General features: G+C 71.6%; 19 protein-coding genes. 10 read left to right on the top strand and 9 right to left on the bottom strand.

Translation table 11 applies throughout. The features are described 5' to 3' along the window. Positions 1-118 precede the first annotated feature (118 nt). Positions 119-1,108: a class II fructose-bisphosphatase gene (gene glpX, locus ABIC61_RS11635; protein ID WP_079238384.1), complete on the bottom strand. Its 990-nt coding sequence runs from the start codon at positions 1,106-1,108 to the stop codon at positions 119-121. 102 nt (positions 1,109-1,210) lie between these two features. Here glpX and fbaA point away from each other — a divergent pair, with 102 nt between their 5' ends. After that, positions 1,211-2,239, top strand: a complete 1,029-nt coding sequence (gene fbaA / locus ABIC61_RS11630) for a class II fructose-bisphosphate aldolase (RefSeq protein ID WP_354030025.1) — start codon at positions 1,211-1,213, stop codon at positions 2,237-2,239. 92 nt (positions 2,240-2,331) lie between these two features. Further along, complete coding sequence (locus ABIC61_RS11625; protein WP_354030024.1) at positions 2,332-3,591, top strand: M18 family aminopeptidase; 1,260 nt, start codon at positions 2,332-2,334, stop codon at positions 3,589-3,591. A 133-nt stretch (positions 3,592-3,724) separates the two neighbouring features. On the opposite strand, the gene ABIC61_RS11620 is transcribed toward ABIC61_RS11625, so the two are convergent. After that, a complete protein-coding gene (locus ABIC61_RS11620; protein WP_354030023.1) occupies positions 3,725-4,399 on the bottom strand; it encodes a DUF6264 family protein in 675 nt (224 codons plus the stop codon). Next, positions 4,396-5,460 carry a 4-hydroxy-3-methylbut-2-enyl diphosphate reductase gene (locus ABIC61_RS11615; protein ID WP_502908806.1) on the bottom strand — a complete coding sequence of 355 codons (1,065 nt, stop codon included), beginning with the start codon at positions 5,458-5,460 and terminating at the stop codon, positions 4,396-4,398. Before ABIC61_RS11615 ends, ABIC61_RS11620 begins: the two co-directional genes overlap by 4 nt. A 93-nt stretch (positions 5,461-5,553) precedes the next feature. On the opposite strand from ABIC61_RS11615, the gene xseA reads away from it, so the two are divergent. Then, the gene (gene xseA, locus ABIC61_RS11610) at positions 5,554-6,789 is read left to right on the top strand and encodes an exodeoxyribonuclease VII large subunit (protein WP_354030022.1); all 1,236 of its coding nucleotides are present in this window, start codon (positions 5,554-5,556) and stop codon (positions 6,787-6,789) included. Between the two features lie 88 nt (positions 6,790-6,877). Here xseA and ABIC61_RS11605 read toward each other — a convergent pair whose 3' ends face one another. Further along, positions 6,878-7,633 carry an alpha/beta hydrolase gene (locus ABIC61_RS11605; RefSeq protein ID WP_354030021.1) on the bottom strand — a complete coding sequence of 252 codons (756 nt, stop codon included), beginning with the start codon at positions 7,631-7,633 and terminating at the stop codon, positions 6,878-6,880. 83 nt (positions 7,634-7,716) lie between these two features. On the opposite strand from ABIC61_RS11605, the gene ABIC61_RS11600 reads away from it, so the two are divergent. The 4 genes from ABIC61_RS11600 (at position 7,717) to ABIC61_RS11585 (ending at position 10,813) form a co-directional block, all read left to right on the top strand. Then, positions 7,717-7,962, top strand: coding sequence for an exodeoxyribonuclease VII small subunit (locus tag ABIC61_RS11600; RefSeq protein ID WP_079238377.1), 246 nt, complete (start codon positions 7,717-7,719; stop codon positions 7,960-7,962). Beyond that, complete coding sequence (locus ABIC61_RS11595; RefSeq protein ID WP_144755559.1) at positions 7,959-8,597, top strand: DUF4245 domain-containing protein; 639 nt, start codon at positions 7,959-7,961, stop codon at positions 8,595-8,597. The genes ABIC61_RS11600 and ABIC61_RS11595 overlap by 4 nt, the downstream gene beginning before the upstream one ends. Positions 8,598-8,663: 66 nt before the next feature. Continuing rightward, positions 8,664-9,278 carry a carbonic anhydrase gene (locus ABIC61_RS11590; protein WP_354030020.1) on the top strand — a complete coding sequence of 205 codons (615 nt, stop codon included), beginning with the start codon at positions 8,664-8,666 and terminating at the stop codon, positions 9,276-9,278. Positions 9,279-9,388: 110 nt separating this feature from the next. Beyond that, positions 9,389-10,813, top strand: a complete 1,425-nt coding sequence (locus ABIC61_RS11585) for a class II fumarate hydratase (protein ID WP_354030019.1) — start codon at positions 9,389-9,391, stop codon at positions 10,811-10,813. Positions 10,814-10,937: 124 nt separating this feature from the next. Here the strand turns inward: ABIC61_RS11585 and phoH2 are convergent, their stop codons facing one another. From phoH2 to ABIC61_RS11570, 3 genes are all read right to left on the bottom strand, one after another. After that, positions 10,938-12,299 (bottom strand): RNA 5'-3' helicase PhoH2, encoded by a 1,362-nt coding sequence (gene phoH2 / locus ABIC61_RS11580; protein WP_354030018.1) that lies wholly within the window; start codon positions 12,297-12,299, stop codon positions 10,938-10,940. A gap of 361 nt (positions 12,300-12,660) precedes the next feature. Further along, positions 12,661-13,770 (bottom strand): aminotransferase class V-fold PLP-dependent enzyme, encoded by a 1,110-nt coding sequence (locus ABIC61_RS11575; protein ID WP_354030017.1) that lies wholly within the window; start codon positions 13,768-13,770, stop codon positions 12,661-12,663. An 87-nt stretch (positions 13,771-13,857) separates the two neighbouring features. Further along, positions 13,858-14,643: an isoprenyl transferase gene (locus ABIC61_RS11570; RefSeq protein ID WP_354030016.1), complete on the bottom strand. Its 786-nt coding sequence runs from the start codon at positions 14,641-14,643 to the stop codon at positions 13,858-13,860. 75 nt (positions 14,644-14,718) lie between these two features. Between ABIC61_RS11570 and trhA the strand changes: the two genes are divergently transcribed. Further along, positions 14,719-15,438 (top strand): PAQR family membrane homeostasis protein TrhA, encoded by a 720-nt coding sequence (gene trhA, locus ABIC61_RS11565; protein ID WP_354030015.1) that lies wholly within the window; start codon positions 14,719-14,721, stop codon positions 15,436-15,438. A gap of 54 nt (positions 15,439-15,492) precedes the next feature. On the opposite strand, the gene ABIC61_RS11560 is transcribed toward trhA, so the two are convergent. Next, complete coding sequence (locus tag ABIC61_RS11560) at positions 15,493-15,795, bottom strand: hypothetical protein (protein WP_354030014.1); 303 nt, start codon at positions 15,793-15,795, stop codon at positions 15,493-15,495. Further along, positions 15,792-16,682, bottom strand: coding sequence for a mycothiol conjugate amidase Mca (gene mca / locus ABIC61_RS11555; RefSeq protein ID WP_354030013.1), 891 nt, complete (start codon positions 16,680-16,682; stop codon positions 15,792-15,794). Before mca ends, ABIC61_RS11560 begins: the two co-directional genes overlap by 4 nt. 52 nt (positions 16,683-16,734) lie before the next feature. Between mca and ABIC61_RS11550 the strand changes: the two genes are divergently transcribed. Both ABIC61_RS11550 and greA read left to right on the top strand, forming a co-directional pair. Then, a complete protein-coding gene (locus ABIC61_RS11550; protein ID WP_186322048.1) occupies positions 16,735-17,220 on the top strand; it encodes a DUF4307 domain-containing protein in 486 nt (161 codons plus the stop codon). Between the two features lie 67 nt (positions 17,221-17,287). Beyond that, complete coding sequence (greA, locus tag ABIC61_RS11545; protein WP_144755577.1) at positions 17,288-17,776, top strand: transcription elongation factor GreA; 489 nt, start codon at positions 17,288-17,290, stop codon at positions 17,774-17,776. Positions 17,777-17,970: the final 194 nt, after the last annotated feature.

The following is a 17,970-nucleotide window of genomic DNA, read 5'->3' as shown; positions in this document are numbered from 1 at the left end:
ACCCCGGCGCGGCTGCCGCCCGGGATCGCGCCCCCGGACGAACATTGCGCCACGTCGTGACGGGGCGCAATGTTCACATCGGGGCGCGATCCATGCGGATCACGGCCGGCTCAGCCGATCAGAACCACTTCTCCGCGCGGTGGTCCGCCTGGATCCGGCGGATCGTGTTCGAGCGGGACCGGAGCACGAGCGAGTCCGTGTGGATGACGCCACGCGACCGGCGGACACCGTCCACGAGGACACCGTCGGTGACACCCGTCGCGACGAAGAACGTGTTGTCGCCCGTGACGAGGTCGTCCTGGTCGAGGACCTTGTCGAGGTCGTGTCCGGCAGCGATCGCCTTCTCGCGCTCCTCGTCGTCCTTCGGCTGGAGCTTGCCGAGGATCACACCACCGAGCGCCTTGATCGCGCACGCCGTGATGATGCCCTCCGGAGTACCGCCGACACCGACGCACATGTCGATCGTCGACCCGGGCAGCGCCGCGGCGATCCCACCGGCGACGTCACCGTCGAGCAGCAGTCGGGTGCCGGCACCGGTCGCACGGATCGCACGGATGAGCTCGTCGTGGCGGGGACGGTCGAGGACAGCGATCTGCATGTCCTCGAGGTCCTTGCCCTTCGCCTTCGCGAGCGCACGGATGTTGTCGCCGATCGGCTTCTCGAGGTCGAGGACGCCACGGCCCTCGGGCCCGGCGGCGATCTTGTCCATGTAGAACACGGCCGACGGGTCGTACATCGAGCCGCGGTCCGAGACGGCCATCACCGAGATGGCGTTCTGACGGCCGGCGGCGGTCAGCGAGGTGCCGTCGATCGGGTCCACCGCGATGTCGCAGGCCGGACCGTGTCCGTTGCCGACGTGCTCGCCGTTGTAGAGCATCGGGGCGTTGTCCTTCTCGCCCTCACCGATGACGACGACACCGTCGAAGTTCACCGTGCCGAGGAACTTCCGCATCGCGTCGACGGCGGCACCGTCCGCGAGGTTCTTCTCACCCCGCCCGACCCACGGCTGCGCACGGATCGCCGCGGCCTCCGTCGCACGCACGAGCTCGAGCGCCAGGTTGCGGTCGGGCTGGAGGAACAGGCTGCCGGTCTCAGTGGTGGGAGTCACAGCCTCCAGCCTACCGACGGCTGCCCCGACGTCCGTCCGGGTCACACTCCGGTGGGGCTGACTAGGCTCGGACCGGACACCACCACGTCGAAGGAGATCCCAGTGCCCATCGCAACGCCGGAACAGTACGCCGAGATGATCGAACGAGCGAAGGCCGGCAAGTTCGCGTACCCCGCCGTCAACGTGTCGTCGTCCCAGACCATCAACGCGGTCCTCCAGGGCCTCGCCGAGGCGGGCTCGGACGGCATCCTCCAGGTCACCACCGGTGGCGCCGACTACTTCGCCGGCCACACCGTGAAGAACCGCGCCGCGGGTGCGCTCGCGATGGCGAAGTTCGCCCACGAGGTCGCGAAGAACTACGACATCACCGTCGCCCTGCACACCGACCACTGCCCGAAGGACGCCCTCGACGGCTTCGTCCTCCCGCTCATCGCGGCGAGCGAGGAAGAGGTCCGTGCCGGCCGCAACCCGATCTTCCAGTCGCACATGTGGGACGGTTCGGCCGTGCCGCTCGACGAGAACATCGAGATCGCGAAGACCATGATCGAGAAGACGCGGAACATCAACGCGATCCTCGAGGTCGAGATCGGCGTCGTCGGCGGCGAGGAGGACGGCGTGGAGCACGAGGGCACGAACGACGCCCTGTACACGACCCCGAACGACGTCGAGAAGGTCGTCGACGCGCTCGGCCTCGGCGACAAGGGCCGCTGGATCGCCGCGCTCACCTTCGGCAACGTGCACGGCGTCTACAAGCCGGGCAACGTCAAGCTCCGCCCCGAGCTCCTCGGCGAGATCCAGGCCTCCGTCGCGGCCAAGCACGGCACCGGCGAGAACCCGCTCGACCTCGTGTTCCACGGCGGCTCGGGATCGACCGACGACGAGATCCACGAGGCCGTCCGCAACGGCGTCATCAAGATGAACATCGACACGGACACCCAGTACGCGTTCACGCGCTCGATCGCCGGCTCGATGTTCACCAACTACGAGGGCGTCCTGAAGATCGACGGCGAGGTCGGCAACAAGAAGCAGTACGACCCGCGCGCCTGGGGCAAGGTCGCCGAGACCGCCATGGCGGCCCGCGTGGGCGAGGCCGCGAAGGTGCTCGGCTCCGCCGGGCACACCAAGGGCTGACACCAGAGCAACTGCCGGGAGGAACGGGGCGCGTCCGACGGACGCGCCCCGTTCTGCGTCCGGTCGCCTCCACCGCGTGCCACGATGGGCGGGTGACCGCCGACGCCATCGCCTCCGAGTTCGCCCAGTACGTCACCGAGTCCCCCACCGCGTTCCACGCGGCGGCCGCGGCCCGGGACCGACTCGTCGAGGCAGGGTTCACCGAGCTGTCCGAACTCGACGCGTGGCCGACCGAGGCCGGTGCCTATGTGGTGGTCCGCGACGGTGCGGTCATCGCCTGGCGACTGCCGTCCGGCGCCACGAGCACGACGCCGTTCCGCATCCTCGGCGCGCACACCGACTCCCCCGGGTTCCGCATCAAGCCGAACCCCGGCGTCCGGACCGGTGGGTGGGAGCAGCTCAACGTCGAGGTCTACGGCGGAGCACTGCTCTCCACGTGGTTCGACCGCGATCTCCGGATCGCCGGCCGGGTGGTCGACGCCGACGGCACGGTCCGCCTGGTGTCGACCGACGCCGTGGCCCGGATCCCGAACCTCGCGATCCACCTCGACCGCGGCGTGAACGACGGCAAGGAGATCGACCGCCAGCGCCACACCCTGCCGATCGTCGGCGTGGACGGCGACGCTGGCGGCACCGACGTGGTGTCGTGGCTCCGCGCCCGAGTCGGCGCGGACGCGGTGTCGTGGGACCTCTTCCTCGCCGACACGCAGCCTCCCGCCCGGATCGGCATCGACCGCGAGTTCCTCGCCTCGGGCCGGATGGACAACCTCACGAGCGTGCACGCCGGCATCCGCGGGGTCATCGCCGCGCCGACCGACGGTGGCCACATCCCGGTGTTCGCGGCGTTCGACCACGAGGAGATCGGCTCGTCGACGCCGTCCGGAGCCGGTGGGCCGTTCCTCGAGGACGTGCTCGGCCGCGTGCACGAGGGCCTCGGCGCCACCCGCTCCGAGGCCGCGCGGGCGTTCCGTGCCTCGTGGCTGCTGTCGAGCGACGCCGGGCACCTGGTGCACCCGAACCAGCCGGAGAAGCACGACCCGACGAACCGTCCGCGCCCTGGTGGTGGTCCGCTCCTGAAGATCAGTGCGAACCAGCGCTACATGACCGAGGCGAAGGGCGAGGCCGTCTGGACCGCCGCGTGCGACACGGCCGGAGTGCCGTGGCAGCCGTTCGTCAACGTGAACACGATCCCCGGCGGCTCGACCATCGGTCCGATCGCGGCGACCCGACTCGGGATCCCGACGATCGACATCGGCGTCGGGCTGCTGTCCATGCACTCGGTCCGGGAGCTCGTGCACGTCGACGACCTCGCGGCCCTGCACGGCGCCGTCGCCGCGTTCCTGGCCGGCTGAGTCCTGGCCGGCTGACCAGAGTGCGCGGTGCCTGCCGGAGCCGCGCAAGCGCACATCAGGACGACAACTGCGCAGGGCGCACCACGAACACTCGTCGTCCGGCCGCGCAGTTGCGGCAGGGCAGTCGGGCGGGTCAGCCGCCCGGGGTCATCCGGTGCACGTAGTCCATGAACGCCGGGTCCTGGAAGAGCACGATCAACAAGGGCACGACACCGAGCACGGTCGCGACGACTCCGCCGATGAGCGGCACCCAGAACGTGCGACGACCGGCACGGAGACGTCGGATGGACCACCAGGCAACCAGCACGAACACGATCGCCATCACGACGGCACGGACGGCGGCCGCCTGGGACAGTGCTCCCGGATCGGCGAGCTCGGTGGACTGACGTTCGATGCCGATCCGGAAGGCCGACGCGATCCTCCCCACGGACAGCGACTCGATGACGGACCAGAGGCCGATCACGAGGAGACCGATGGTCAGCACGAAGTCGCGCGGCGACGCGCCGAAGCGTCCGGCGGCCGGGGTCGCGCGGGCCGGAGCCTCCGTCACCGTGACGGGCTCCGCCGGGCGCTTGGCCTGCTCGAGCCTCTGCTGCTCGCGCCGTTCATGTTCGAGGACCGGGTTCACCCAGCCCTCCGGGGCGTACTCGCCGTAGTGCGGCGCCGGGCGGCCGTGGACGCGACCGTCCTGCGCGCCGGCGGCCGACGTGGCGTGGGTGCGCCGCGCCTCCAGGCCGTCTGCCGTGTCGTCGACGTGACCCGGGTCACGGGCCGGCACCGACGACCAGCCGTCCGTCCCGCCGCTCACGAGCGACGCCCGCCGAGGGCGCGCGTCGGGTTGCCCGCCGCGTCGGTGCGGAGCTCCTTCGGGAGCGAGAACATGAGGTCCTCGTGCGCGGTGACCACTTCCTCGACGGTGCTGTAGCCGGCGTCGGCGAGCTGATCGAGGACCTCGGCGACGAGTTCCTCGGGGACGGACGCCCCGCTCGTGACACCGACCGTGCGGACGCCGTCGAGCCAGTCCTGCTGGATCTCGGAGGCGTAGTCGACCCGGTGCGCGGCGTGGGCGCCGTGCTCGAGCGCGACCTCGACCAGGCGGACGCTGTTCGACGAGTTCGCCGAGCCGACCACGATCACGAGGTCGGCTCCGGGGGCGACCTTCTTGATCGCGACCTGGCGGTTCTGGGTGGCGTAGCAGATGTCGTCCGACGGCGGGTTCTCGATGGCGGGGAACTTCTCGCGCAGCAGGCGGACGGTCTCCATCGTCTCGTCGACGCTCAGTGTGGTCTGCGACAGCCAGACGAGGTTGTCCGGGTCCGGGACCTCGAGTGCGGCGACGTCCTCCGGTCCGTTGACCAGGATGGTGCGCTCGGGGGCGTGACCCATGGTGCCCTCGACCTCTTCGTGGCCGGCGTGGCCGATGAGGATGATGGTGCGCTCGGCCTTGGCGAAGCGCGTTGCCTCGCGGTGGACCTTCGTGACGAGCGGGCACGTCGCGTCGATGGCGTGCAGGTCGCGGTCGGCGGCGCCGGCCACCACCGCGGGCGAGACGCCGTGCGCGCTGAAGACGACGTGCGAGCCGCGCGGGACCTCGGCGACGTCGTCGACGAAGACCGCTCCCCGCTGCTCGAGGGTCGAGACGACGTGGACGTTGTGGACGATCTGCTTGCGGACGTAGACGGGCTCGCCGTACTGCTCGAGCGCCTTCTCGACGGCCACGACGGCACGGTCGACACCGGCGCAGTAGCCGCGGGGTGCGGCGAGCAGGACCTTCTTCGTGCCGGCGACCGGCTCGTCCCGCAGGCGGCCGCGCGCCGCGAGGACCCGCGGCGGGGCGAGCGGAACGGAGTGGCCGTTGGTGATCGTCACGTCCCCGATGATAGGTGCCGGGCGCGCGCGGGGCCTGGGTGTCGCCGGGCGGGTGCGGGCCCGGTGTCGCCGGGATGCGGCAGCATGGGGGCCATGGCGATCGAACAGGGACCCCCGACGGCCGACAACCCGTGGCCCGTCGCGCTGCTCGGCGCGAAGCTGCGGGACTGGATCGACCGGCTCGGCACGGCCTGGGTCGAGGGTGAGATCACCCAGTGGAACGTCGCCGGCGGCAACGTCTACGGCAAGCTCAAGGACGTCGAGGTCGACGCGACGGTGTCGTTCTCCATCTGGTCGAGCGTGCGCTCCCGGGTGCCGGCGGACATCAAGCAGGGTGACCGGGTCGTCGCGGCCGTCAAGCCGAACTACTGGGTCAAGGGCGGCTCGCTGACGATGCAGGTCGTCGAGATGAAGCACGTCGGCCTCGGGGACCTGCTCGAACGACTCGAGCGACTCCGACGGACCCTCGGCGAGGAAGGGCTGTTCGACCCCTCCCGCAAGAAGCGCCTGCCGTTCCTGCCGCACCGCATCGGCCTGATCACGGGCAAGGACTCCGACGCCGAGAAGGACGTCAAGCGCAACGCGCAGCTCCGGTGGCCCCAGGTCGAGTTCCGCACGGTCCACACCGCCGTGCAGGGCGAGCGCGCCGTCAGCGAGGTCACCGCGGCGATCCTCGAACTCGACGCCGACCCCGAGGTCGACGTGATCGTCGTCGCCCGCGGTGGCGGCGACTTCCAGAACCTGCTCGGCTTCAGCGACGAGGGACTCGTCCGGACCGCAGCGGCGGCGAGCACGCCGATCGTCTCGGCGATCGGGCACGAGGCCGACCGGCCGATCCTCGACGAGGTCGCCGACCTCCGTGCCTCCACCCCGACCGACGCCGCGAAGCGCGTCGTGCCGGACGTGGCCGAGGAACTCGCGAACGTCCGCGCGGCGCGTGCACGGCTCGGGCTGCGGCTGTCGCACACGCTCTCGGTCGAGGCGGACCGCATCGCGTCGCTGCGCTCCCGGCCGGCCCTCGCGTCGACCGCGTGGCTCGTCGACACCCGCGCCGAAGAGGTGGCACGCGACCTCTCCCGCGCCCGGGAGCTCCTGGACCGACGGCTCGAACGGTCGCACTCCGAGGTCGGGCACCTCACGGCGCGGCTGCGGGCGCTGTCGCCGCGGGACACCCTGCGCCGCGGCTACGCGATCGTGCAGACCTCGGACGGCGGCGTGGTGCGCGGTTCGGAGGACCTCGTCGGCGCGACGCCGGTGCACGTGACGCTCGGCGCCGGGACGGCCACGGGGACGCTCGCGCCGGACGGGCCCGGCCCCGACGGGGCCTGACCGGACCGGCGCGCACGGACGCCGCCGCGCGCGTGCCCGCGGGCGTCGTCGCGCGCGTGCGGGCTCGCGTGTGCGGCTCCGGCGGCCGTCACCACCCGCGGTCGCGCAGCCAGGCCTCGGCGACGCCCGGCCACGCTGCTGCGGTCCCGGTCCCCTCGGCGAGCCCGATCCCGTGCGCCCCGCGCTCGAAGACGTGCAGCTCGAACGGCACCGCCCGCCGCGCGAGTGCCTGCCCGTACAGGAGCGAGTGCGTGACGTGCACGGCCGGGTCCTCGGCGGTGTGCCAGAGGAACGTCGGCGGGGTCGCGGCGTCGACCATGAGCTCGGTGTCGAGCGCACCCTGCGCCCACACCGTCGCACCCTTCCCGAGCAGGTTGTCGGCGCTCCCCCGGTGCTGGTGGTCGGTCATCGAGATCACCGGGTAGCAGAGCAGCGCGAGGTCGGGCCGGTCGTCGACGTCCGACACGGCGCGTTCCCCGGGCGTCGGCGCGCTCGAGACGAGGGCGGCGAGGTGGCCGCCTGCGGACGAACCGACCAGCAGGATCCGGGGATCGGACGGGAGGCCCGGGTGGGCTCCGGCGCGCAGGCTGCGGACGAGCGCGCGGGTCGCGACCACGGCGTCGGGGTACCGGTGCGGAGCGACCGGGTACTCGAAGACGACGGCGGAGATGCCGATGGCGTTGAGCCACCGGGCGTAGCCCTCGCCCTCGTGGGCGGCGTGCCCGTGGTAGCCGCCGCCGGGCAGGACGAGGGCGAGAGCGGGTCGCGCGGTCGCGTTCGCGTTCGCGGGGTCCGGGATGGTCGGGGCCGGGTACCAGGTCGCGCCGTCGGGGAGGTCCGTCATGCACGCGAACCTACTCGCCGCCCGGCTGTCCACAGGTTGCGCGGACGGACCGCACGTCGGTGGAGCCTCGGTAGGATCGAGGTGTGTCATCCCAGCAGGAACCCGAGCAGGCCGACGTCCAGTCGCTGAGCTACGAAGCCGCGCGCGACGAACTCGTGCGCGTCGTCGCCGAGCTCGAGCAGGGTTCCGCCACGCTCGAACGGTCGCTGTCGCTGTGGGAGCGGGGCGAGTCCCTCGCTGCCAGGTGCGAGGAATGGCTCGTCGGTGCACGTGCACGCCTCGACGCCGCCCGTGCCGCCTCCGAGACCGAGGACGGCGCCGCCCGATGACCGACCCCGACGGCCGCCCGATCGTCGCCGAGCTCGGTCGCCCCGAGACGGCGGAGGAGACCTGGGCCCGGAAGGACGCCGCACGCACCGCGCGCCGACAGCACCAGACGGCGTTCAACCTCGTGATCGCGCTCATCGCGTCGCTCGGGATCGTGCTGTTCCTCGTCGCCGTCGTGGTCCGACCGAACACCACCGTCGTCGACCGGGACGTCGACTACCAGAAGGTCGCGGCGCAGGCGAAGGTCCCCGGCGTGACCCTGGCGGCACCGGCCCTGCCCGACACGTTCTCGTCCAACCGCGCCGACTACAAGGACAAGACCACCGACGGCGTCAGCGTCTGGACCGTCGGACTGATCACGCCCGACAAGCAGTACATCGGGCTGCAGCAGGGCATCAGGGCGAACGACACGTGGGTGTCGAACCAGCTCGACCAGCACGCGGCCACCGGCTCCCGAACGATCGCGGGCACGAAGTGGACCGTGTACGACCGACGGTCCGAGGGCAAGGACGCCGCCAACCAGGCGTACTCGCTCGTGTCGACGTTCGGCTCGAACACCATCGTCCTGTCCGGCACCGCCGACCAGTCCTCGTTCCGTACCGTCGCCACCGCCGTCAGCAAGCAGTTCGCGGACTGACCGGCGACCGGACCCACCCGCAGCACCCGCAGCACGTCCCCCGAAGACCAGCACCCGAGGAGCCCCATGCCCGACCGCGCCGCCGCCACTCCGTCCGACGCCCTCCGTCTCCTCGTCGACGGCAACGCCCGCTTCGCCGCGGACAAGCGCCGCACCGGCCGGATCGACCCGGACCGCCGCTCGGAGCTCGCCGGATCGCAGGCGCCGTTCGCCACCGTCCTCGGCTGCTCGGACTCCCGCGTGCCGTTCGAGCACGTGTTCGACGCCGGCATCGGTGACCTCTTCGCCATCCGCAACGCCGGGCAGATCGTCGACGACGTCGTGCTCGGCTCGATCGAGTTCGCGGTCGTCGCGCTCGGCACCCCGCTCGTGGTCGTGCTCCGGCACACCAAGTGCGGTGCCGTCGCGGCCGCCCGCTCCGGCGAGCCCGTCCCGGCGCCCCACCTGCAGGCCCTCGTCGACGCCATCGCCCCGAGCGTCGAGCGCGTGCGCGCCACCGACGCCGACGTCCCCCAGGAATCCGTCGGCGCCGCCCACCTCGAGGCCACCCTGCGCCAGGTGCTCGAACGCTCCGGCGCGGTCTCCGATGCGATCGCCGACGGTAGATTGGCCGTCGTCGGGGCGACCTACGACCTCACCACGGGCGAGGTCACCATCGACACCGTCGTCGGCCAGGCCTGACCGCCCGCCACGACGACCGTCCCGGGCACCGGCGGAGACCCCACCACCCGGACAGCACACCAGCCGGCGCGACCGCGGCCGGCGAGCACTCCAGGAAGGACCACGACGACGTGACCGACACCACCGCGACCACCGTGACCGACAGCGACGGCGACTACCGCATCGAGCACGACACCATGGGCGAGGTACGGGTGCCGAAGTCGGCGCTCTACCGTGCGCAGACGCAGCGCGCGGTCGAGAACTTCCCGATCTCGGGCAGTGGTCTCGAGTCGGCGCAGATCGTCGCCCTCGCCCGGATCAAGCGTGCCGCGGCGATCGTCAACGGGGAACTCGGCATCGTCGACCCCGCCGTGGCCGACGCCGTGGCCGAGGCCGCCGACGCGATCATCGGCGGCGCCCACCACGACCAGTTCCCGGTGGACGTCTACCAGACCGGCAGCGGCACCTCGTCGAACATGAACATGAACGAGGTCCTGGCGACCCTGGCGTCCGAGATCGCCGGCTCGGCCGTGCACCCGAACGACCACGTGAACGCCTCGCAGTCGTCGAACGACGTCTTCCCGACCTCGGTGCACGTCGCGGTGACCGAAGCGCTCCTCCGCACGCTCGTCCCCGCACTCGAGCACCTCGCCGGGTCGCTCGAGGCGAAGGCGACGCTCTGGGCCGACGCCGTGAAGTCCGGCCGCACGCACCTGATGGACGCCACCCCGGTCACCCTCGGGCAGGAGTTCGGCGGCTACGCCCGCCAGGTCCGCCTCGGCATCGAGCGCGTGAACGCGACGCTCCCCCGCGTGGCCGAGGTCCCGCTCGGCGGCACCGCGGTCGGCACCGGCATCAACACCCCGAAGGGCTTCCCGCAGCGGGTGATCGCCCAGCTCGCGAGCGACACCGGTCTGCCGATCACCGAAGCACTCGACCACTTCGAGGCGCAGGGCGCGCGTGACGCCCTCGTCGAGGCGTCCGGCGCGCTCAAGGTCATCGCGGTCAGCCTGACCAAGATCAACAACGACCTCCGCTGGATGGGCTCGGGGCCGAACACCGGCCTCGGCGAACTCCACATCCCGGACCTCCAGCCGGGGTCGTCGATCATGCCCGGCAAGGTCAACCCGGTCATCCCCGAGGCCACCCTCATGGTCGCCGCGCGCGTGATCGGCAACGACGCCACGATCGCCTGGGCCGGGGCCTCCGGTGCGTTCGAGCTGAACGTCGCCATCCCGGTGATGGGCACGGCGCTCCTCGAGTCGATCCGCCTGCTGGCGAACAGCTCCCGGGTCCTCGCCGACAAGACGATCGACGGACTGCAGGCGAACCTCGAGCGTGCCCGCTCGTTCGCCGAGTCCTCGCCGTCCATCGTCACGCCGCTCAACCGCGTGATCGGGTACGAGGCCGCCGCGAAGGTCGCGAAGTTCGCCGTCGCCGAGGGCATCACCGTGCGCGAGGCGGTCATCGCCCTCGGGCACGTCGAGCGCGGCGAGGTCACCGAGGAGCAGCTCGACAGTGCACTGGACGTCCTGTCCATGACGCACCCGAACTGACGCTGCCCCGAGACTCGCGCCCAGCGACAGTTCTCGCGCCGATCAGCGCGAGAACTGTCGCTCAGGCCGAGACTCGGCGACGCCGGGCCGACGCCGGGCCGCCCGCCGGGCCACCCGCCGCTCGCTACACCAGGTCCGGCGAGTCGAGCATCTCCGTCACGAGCGCAGCGATCGCCGACCGCTCGGAGCGTGTCAGCGTCACGTGGGCGAACAGCGGGTGCCCCTTGAGTCGCTCGATCACCGAGGCGACCCCGTCGTGCCGACCGACCCGCAGGTTGTCGCGCTGGGCGACGTCGTGCGTGAGGACGACCCGGGAGTTCTGACCGATCCGGGACAGCATGGTGAGCAGGACGTTGCGCTCGAGGGACTGCGCCTCGTCGACGATCACGAACGCGTCGTGCAGGGAACGCCCGCGGATGTGCGTCAGCGGGAGCACCTCGAGCATGCCTCGCTCGACGACCTCGTCGAGCACGTTGTCCGACACCAGGGCACCGAGCGTGTCGTACACCGCCTGGGCCCACGGGTTCATCTTCTCGGAGGCGTCCCCGGGCAGGTAGCCGAGCTCCTGACCGCCCACGGCGTACAGCGGGCGGAACACCATGATCTTCTTGTGCTGCTGCCGTTCGAGCACGGCCTCGAGTCCGGCGCAGAGCGCGAGCGCCGACTTGCCGGTACCTGCGCTGCCACCGAGGGACACGATGCCGATCTCCGGGTCGAGCAGCGCGTCGATGGCGAGTCGCTGTTCCGCGGACCGCCCGCGGAGGCCGAAGACCTCGCGGTCGCCGCGGACGAGCGCCACCGCACCGGCGGTGTGGACGCGACCGAGGGCCGACCCGCGCTCGGAGTGGATGACGACGCCGGTGTTGACCGGGACCCCGTCGAGCTGCGACGAGCGGATCTCCTCCTTCTCGTACAGGTCGGACATCTGCTCGCCCGACACCTGCAGGTCGGTGATGCCGGTGTAGCCGGAGTCGACCGCGAGTTCGGCGCGGTACTCCTCCGCCGCCATGCCGATCGAGGACGCCTTGACGCGCAGGGGCAGGTCCTTCGACACGACGACGACGTCGAGCCCGTCGTTCTTGAGGTTCGAGGCGACCGCGAGGATGCGCGAGTCGTTGTCGCCGAGCTGCAGCCCGGACGGCAGCACGGACTGGTTGGAGTGGTTCAGCTCCACGCGGAACGAGCCGCCCTCGCCGATCGCGATCGGGAAGTCGAGCCGTTCGTGTTCGATGCGCAGCTCGTCGAGGAGCCGGAGCGCCTGTCGGGCGAAGTACCCGATCTCCGGGTCGTTGCGCTTGGACTCCAGTTCACTGACGACCACGACGGGCAGGACGACCGCGTGCTCCGCGAAGCGGAACAGTGCCCGCGGATCGCTGAGGAGCACCGAGGTGTCGAGCACGTACGTGCGCTGGGCGACCGATGTGGACGAGTCCGCGGTGTGCTGCTGCTGTGTTCCGCGAGAGACGTTCTGAGAGGTCACGACCACTCCATCCCCGGGCCGCGCTCGGCCCGGTCCATGTCCTCGAACGCGGCCGTGGAGCGGGTCCCGAAGCACCGACTGTGGCCGCTTCGATCGGGCGCGGTGCCCGATGGGGACAAGCTACGTCCGACCCCCGACACGACACCAGCGACACGCGGTTTCCCGAGTTACGGTCACGTGAACAACGCAGCCGCCTGTCGGACTGGAGGCGCGGTGCCAGCCCGCACCGCGCCTCCAGTCCGAAGCGGCGCAGCCGGCCCCACCGCCCCACTCGCCAAAGCGACAGAGTCCCGCGAACCGTCGGCGCAGAAGTGTCGCTTTCGCGACAAGGACGGCTCGCGTCGGGCGCGGCGACGCGGCGCGCCCGCTACTGCATCGTGGCGTACGACAGGCAGGCGTCGCGGAACATGTCGAGCGTCTCGTCCGTGGTGGACGCGAACACCGACACGCGCGCGACGCCGAGCCGCGTCGTCGCGGTGACCCCGTGGTTGTGGAACGCGGCGGACAGCGCCGTGAGGCGCCCCTGCGGCGGCCGGAGCACCACGATGCCCGCCCGCTCGCGCGGGTCGCGGCTGGACTCCACGGACAGCCCGAACTCGTCGGCGATGTCGAACACCCGCTCGACCCGGTCGGCGACGCGCTCCTGGACGGCGGCGACCCCGACGGCCGTCAGCCGGTCGAGCGACACGGCCATCCGGGCCTGCGCCACGGGGTCGATGCGCGTCATCTGGAAGCCGGCGGCTCCCGGGCGGACGGAGGGGACCTCGGTCGGCCAGCCGGTCGTGCCGTGCGGGCCGGACAACGCCGGGCGCAGACGGTTCAGGGCCCGGTCGCTGTAGGCCGTGAACCCGGTCCCCCACCCGGCGTGCAACCACTTCTGGCCGCCGGTCGCGACGACGTCGGCGAGCTCGTACGGGGCGTCCACGACGCCGAAGCCCTGGATCGCGTCGACGATGAGCAGGCGTTCGCCGATGACCTCGCGGATGGCGGCGAGGTCGGCGAGGTACCCGGTCTGCCAGTCGACGAGCGAGACCGCGACGGCGGTGACGTCGTCCGACAGCCGCGACTCGATGAGCGACGGCGTCATCCACCCGGCACCGGACTCGACGACGACGGGCTGCACGCGACCGCCGGTGGCCGAGGCGGTGCTGGCGAGGGCGAGCGGCAGCGACGGGTACTCGTCCGCGGCGACGAGGACACCACCGGTGAGCCCGAACGCGGTGTGCAGGAGCCCGGGGGTGGTGGCGGTCTGCGAGACGACCTGGTCCTCGCGGCGGCCGACGAGTCGCGCGGCGACCGTGCGGACCCGGGCGTCCTGCTCGTCGAGGGTCTCCATGGCGCCGAAACGCATGTGCTCCTGGATCGTGCCGAGCACGCGCTGCTCCTCGAGGACCGCGGTCTGCACGGGACCGAACGCGGCGTGGTCGAGGTAGCCGGGCTCCTCAGCGAAGCCTGCGGCGTACTCGTCGATGTTCACAGGGGCAACCTTCCATGGGACGAAAAACCCTGTGAGTCTACTGGGATCGACGCCCGTTGGTCGCCGCAGCGCGGGGATCGGCGGACGTCAGCCGCCGAAGCGCCGGGAACGCAGCCCGAAGTCGCGGACCGCTCGGAGGAAGTCGACCTCGCGCAGGTCCGGGTAGAACGCCTCGACGAAGTAGAACTCGCTGTGCGCGCTCTGCCACAGCATGAAGTCGGACAGCCGCTGCTCGCCCGAGGTCCGGATGACCAGGTCGGGGTCGGGCTGTCCCTGCGTGTAGAGGTGGTCGCCGATGAGCTCCGGGGTGAGCACCTCGGCCAGGGTGTCGAGCGTGCCGCCGCCCTCGCCGTGCGCCCGCACGATGCTGCGCATGGCGTCCGCGATCTCCCGGCGTCCGCCGTACCCGACCGCGAGGTTGACGTGCAGCCCGGTGTGGTCCGCGGACCGGGTCTCGGCTGCAGCGAGGGCGTCGACGAGCGCCGCGGGCAGCCCCTCGTTCGACCCGACGTGCTGCACCCGCCAGTCCCGGTGGTCGGCGAGCGTGCCGGCCAGGTCCGCGATGATGCCGACGAGCTGCTCGAGTTCGTCACCCCCGCGACCCGTGAGGTTGTCGGACGACAGCAGGTAGAGCGTCACGACCTCGATCCCGAGGTCGTCGCACCAGGTCAGGAACTCGGGGATCTTCGCGGCGCCGGCCCGGTGACCGTGCGCGGCGGACTCGAGCCCGAGCTGCTTCGCCCACCGTCGGTTGCCGTCCACGATCATGGCGACGTGCTTCGGCTTCGCCGCATCGTCGATCTGCCGACGGATGCGGCTCTGGTAGGCGCGGTAGAGGATCCCCCGTCCTGCCCATCCCACCGTGCCGGTCACGGAACGAACATAGTGCACCGCACCTCGGAAGGGCGTGTTCGGCGTTCGTTCGGCAACGGCCCCTACGGTCGGACCATGCAGGCCGAGAACGACACCGGGACGCTCCCCCACGTCCCCTTCACCGAGGAGGCCGCGAGCACCGCGGACGCCCGCACCCCCGAGCCCCGACCGGCCTGGCGCGGGTGGATCCACCTCGGTGCGTTCCCGTTCGCCATCGCGATGGGCATCGTGCTCATCGCCCTCGCCGGGTCCCCTGCCGCGAAGGTCGGCAGTGCCGTGTTCATGGCCACCTCGCTCGCGATGTTCGGCGTCTCGGCGACCTACCACCGCTTCCCGTGGGGGCCGACGGTCAAGGCCGTCCTGAAGCGCATCGACCACACCAACATCCTGCTGCTGATCGCCGGCACGTACACCCCGGTGGCGATCTGCGCCCTGCCGCACACGCTGATGGTCGTCGTGCTCTGGGTGATGTGGTCCGGTGCGGCGCTCGGCATCGCGTTCCGGGTGCTCTGGATCGGGGCGCCGCGGTGGCTGTACGTGCCGATCTACCTCGTGCTCGGCTGTGCGGCGCTCGGGCTCCTGCCGCAGTTCTTCGCCGCCAGCGTCCCGATGACCGTGCTGATCCTGTCGGGCGGTGTGGCGTACATCCTCGGCGCACTCGTGTACGGCTTCAAGCGTCCGAACCCGTCACCGACGGTGTTCGGCTTCCACGAGGTCTTCCACGCCCTCACCGTCGTCGCCTTCGGCGCGCAGTGGGTCGGCGTGCTCCTGGTGGCCCTGCACCCGGTCCGCTGACCCCGCCCGTTCCTTCCCAGAACGGTCGCGACACCAAGCGTGTTCGGGTCGCGTCTACCCGCGCTCCGTGTCGTCGCCGACGTCGGCCCGGCCCTCCTCGGCCGCGCGGCGCTCCGGCTCGTCCGTGGCGACACCGTCGTCCCCGCCTGCCTCGGCCTCGAGCCGCTCCCGGATCTCGGACCGGTAGCGGGTCCGGCGGATGCGCCGGGTCATGTCGATGACGAGCAGGATCGTCACGACCGCGACGAGCGCGATCGCGATGAAGCCCGCGACGCCCGGCGTCACGTCGACGTCGGGGACGGTCGAGGTCGGGCTCGGGCTGGGGGTGGCGGCGAGTACCGCCGTGATGGTGCTCACGCAGTGGTGTCCTTGTCGGCAGGGATCCCCGCGAACAGGTCGGACTCCGGCGTCGACGTCGGCACGCGTGCCTCGACGAGCTGGTAGTCCTCGGTCGGCCACACCGTCGCGAGGAGGTCGTTCGGCCAGTAGAAGAAGGCGCTGTCCGGCGGCACCTGACTCGCGTGCGCCCGGAGCGCGGCGTCGCGGGCGTCGAAGTACTCGTGCACGTCGACGTGGGTGGTCGCGAGGTCGGGACGATCGGCGAACCGCTCGACCCACTCGCGGAGCTGCTCGACGGCCGGGCTGTCCGGGTCGCGTTCCTGCAGGGCCTCGAAGATCGTCCGGAACCGGCGCGGGTTCATGGTGCGCTCGTAGTAGAGCTTGGAGATCGACCACGCGGGCCCGGCGGACGGGTACGCCTCCGGGTCGGCGGCGGCGGTCCAGGCCGCCACGGAGACCTCGTGCGTCCGGATGTGGTCGGGGTGGGGGTAGCCGCCGTTCTCGTCGTAGGTGACGAGCACGTGCGGCCGGAAGCGCCGGATCACGCGGACGAGCGCCTCGGTCGAGTACTCGAGCGGCACCGTGGAGAACGTGCCCGGACGCACCGTCTCGCCCTTCTCGGCGTCCGGCAGCCCGGAGTCGTGGTACCCGAGCCAGACGTGGTCGATGCCGAGCGCGGCCTGCGCGGCCGCCATCTCGGTGCGGCGGTACCCGGCCATGTCGCGGTGCGCGCGACTCGTGGCGGGCTCGCCGAGCTGGTCGTTGAGGATGTCCCCCGCCTCACCACCCGTGCAGGAGACCACCAGGACCTCGTTCCCCTCGGCCGCGTACTTCGCCGCGGTCGCCGCTCCCTTGCTCGACTCGTCGTCGGGGTGGGCGTGGACGGCCATCAGGCGGTACGGCACGTGGGGATCCTCACTCGGTCGTGCGGCGGACGCGGGCAGCGCACAGCGTCACGTGAACTACCCTGGTCATCAGGATAATCACCCCGGGAGCCCCGAACTGTCCGAACCGCAGCACCCATCGGCACCTCAGCCGTCCGCCGCCACCACCGCGACGCTGGACGACCGCTACGGCCGCACCCCCGGACGCGCCCGCCGGACACGGTTCATCGGGATCGTCGCCGCAGCCGCGGTCGCCCTCGTCTTCGTCGTCTGGGTGATCTGGGCGGGCCCGGGACAGACCAGCCACGGCCTCGACACCGACGACATCGGGTACCAGGTCGTCTCCGACCACGAGACCGTCGTGCACTCGCAGATCTCGGTGGACCCCGGGACGGCAGCGAAGTGCGCGGTGCAGGTGCTCGACAAGTCGTACACGATCGTCGGCTGGAAGGAGATCCGGGTTCCCGCGATTGACCAGCGCACCCGGAGCGTCAGCACGCCCGTGCAGACCGTGTCCCGCGGCGTCACCGGGTTGATCCACGACTGCTGGGTTCCCTAGACTGCTGTGATTCGCGGACAAGACCGGCCACACCGGCCGGTCTTGTTCTTTGCTGAAGGGATTCACGATGAGCAACGACACGCAGGTCACCTGGCTGACCCAGGAGGCGCACGACCGACTCAAGGCCGAGCTCGAGACGCTCTCCGGTGCTGGTCGTCAGGAGATCGCGGACCGCATCGAGGCCGCTCGCGAAGAAGGCGACCTGAAGGAGAACGGCGGCTACCACGCTGCGAAGGACGAGCAGGGCAAGATCGAGGCCCGCATCCGTCAGCTCACCGAGCTCCTGAAGAACGCCACCGTGGGCGAGGCGGACTTCGACGGCACCGTCGAGCCCGGCACCGTCGTCACGGCGGTCATCGCCGGTGACGAGTCGACCTTCCTCGTCGGCAACCGCGAGATCGTCGGCGAGGGCTCGGACCTCACCGTCTACAGCCCCGTCAGCCCGGTCGGCGCCGCGATCGTCGGCCTCCGTCCCGGTGCCAAGACCACGTACACCGCGCCGAACGGCAAGGAGATCGCCGTCGAGGTGACGAACGTCGAGCGCTACGTCCCGTAGGTCGCGTGCCCTGCGGGCGACCGGAAGACGGACTGGAGGCGGGGGGGGCGCCGGGGCCCCCCCCCCCCCCCCGGGGGGGGGGGGGGGTGGGGGGCCCCCCCCCCCCCCGCCCCCCCCCCCCCCCCGCCCCCCCCCCCCCCCCCCCCCCCCCCCCCCGCGGGGGGCCCCCACGGCGGGGTCGGTGATGATCGTGT

Origin of the sequence: Curtobacterium sp. 1544 (assembly GCF_040544915.1) — a bacterium.
GTDB classification, from domain to species: domain Bacteria; phylum Actinomycetota; class Actinomycetes; order Actinomycetales; family Microbacteriaceae; genus Curtobacterium; species Curtobacterium pusillum_C.
Note: the sequence above shows the minus strand (reverse complement) of the source record. Positions and strands in the feature narration are given on the sequence as shown.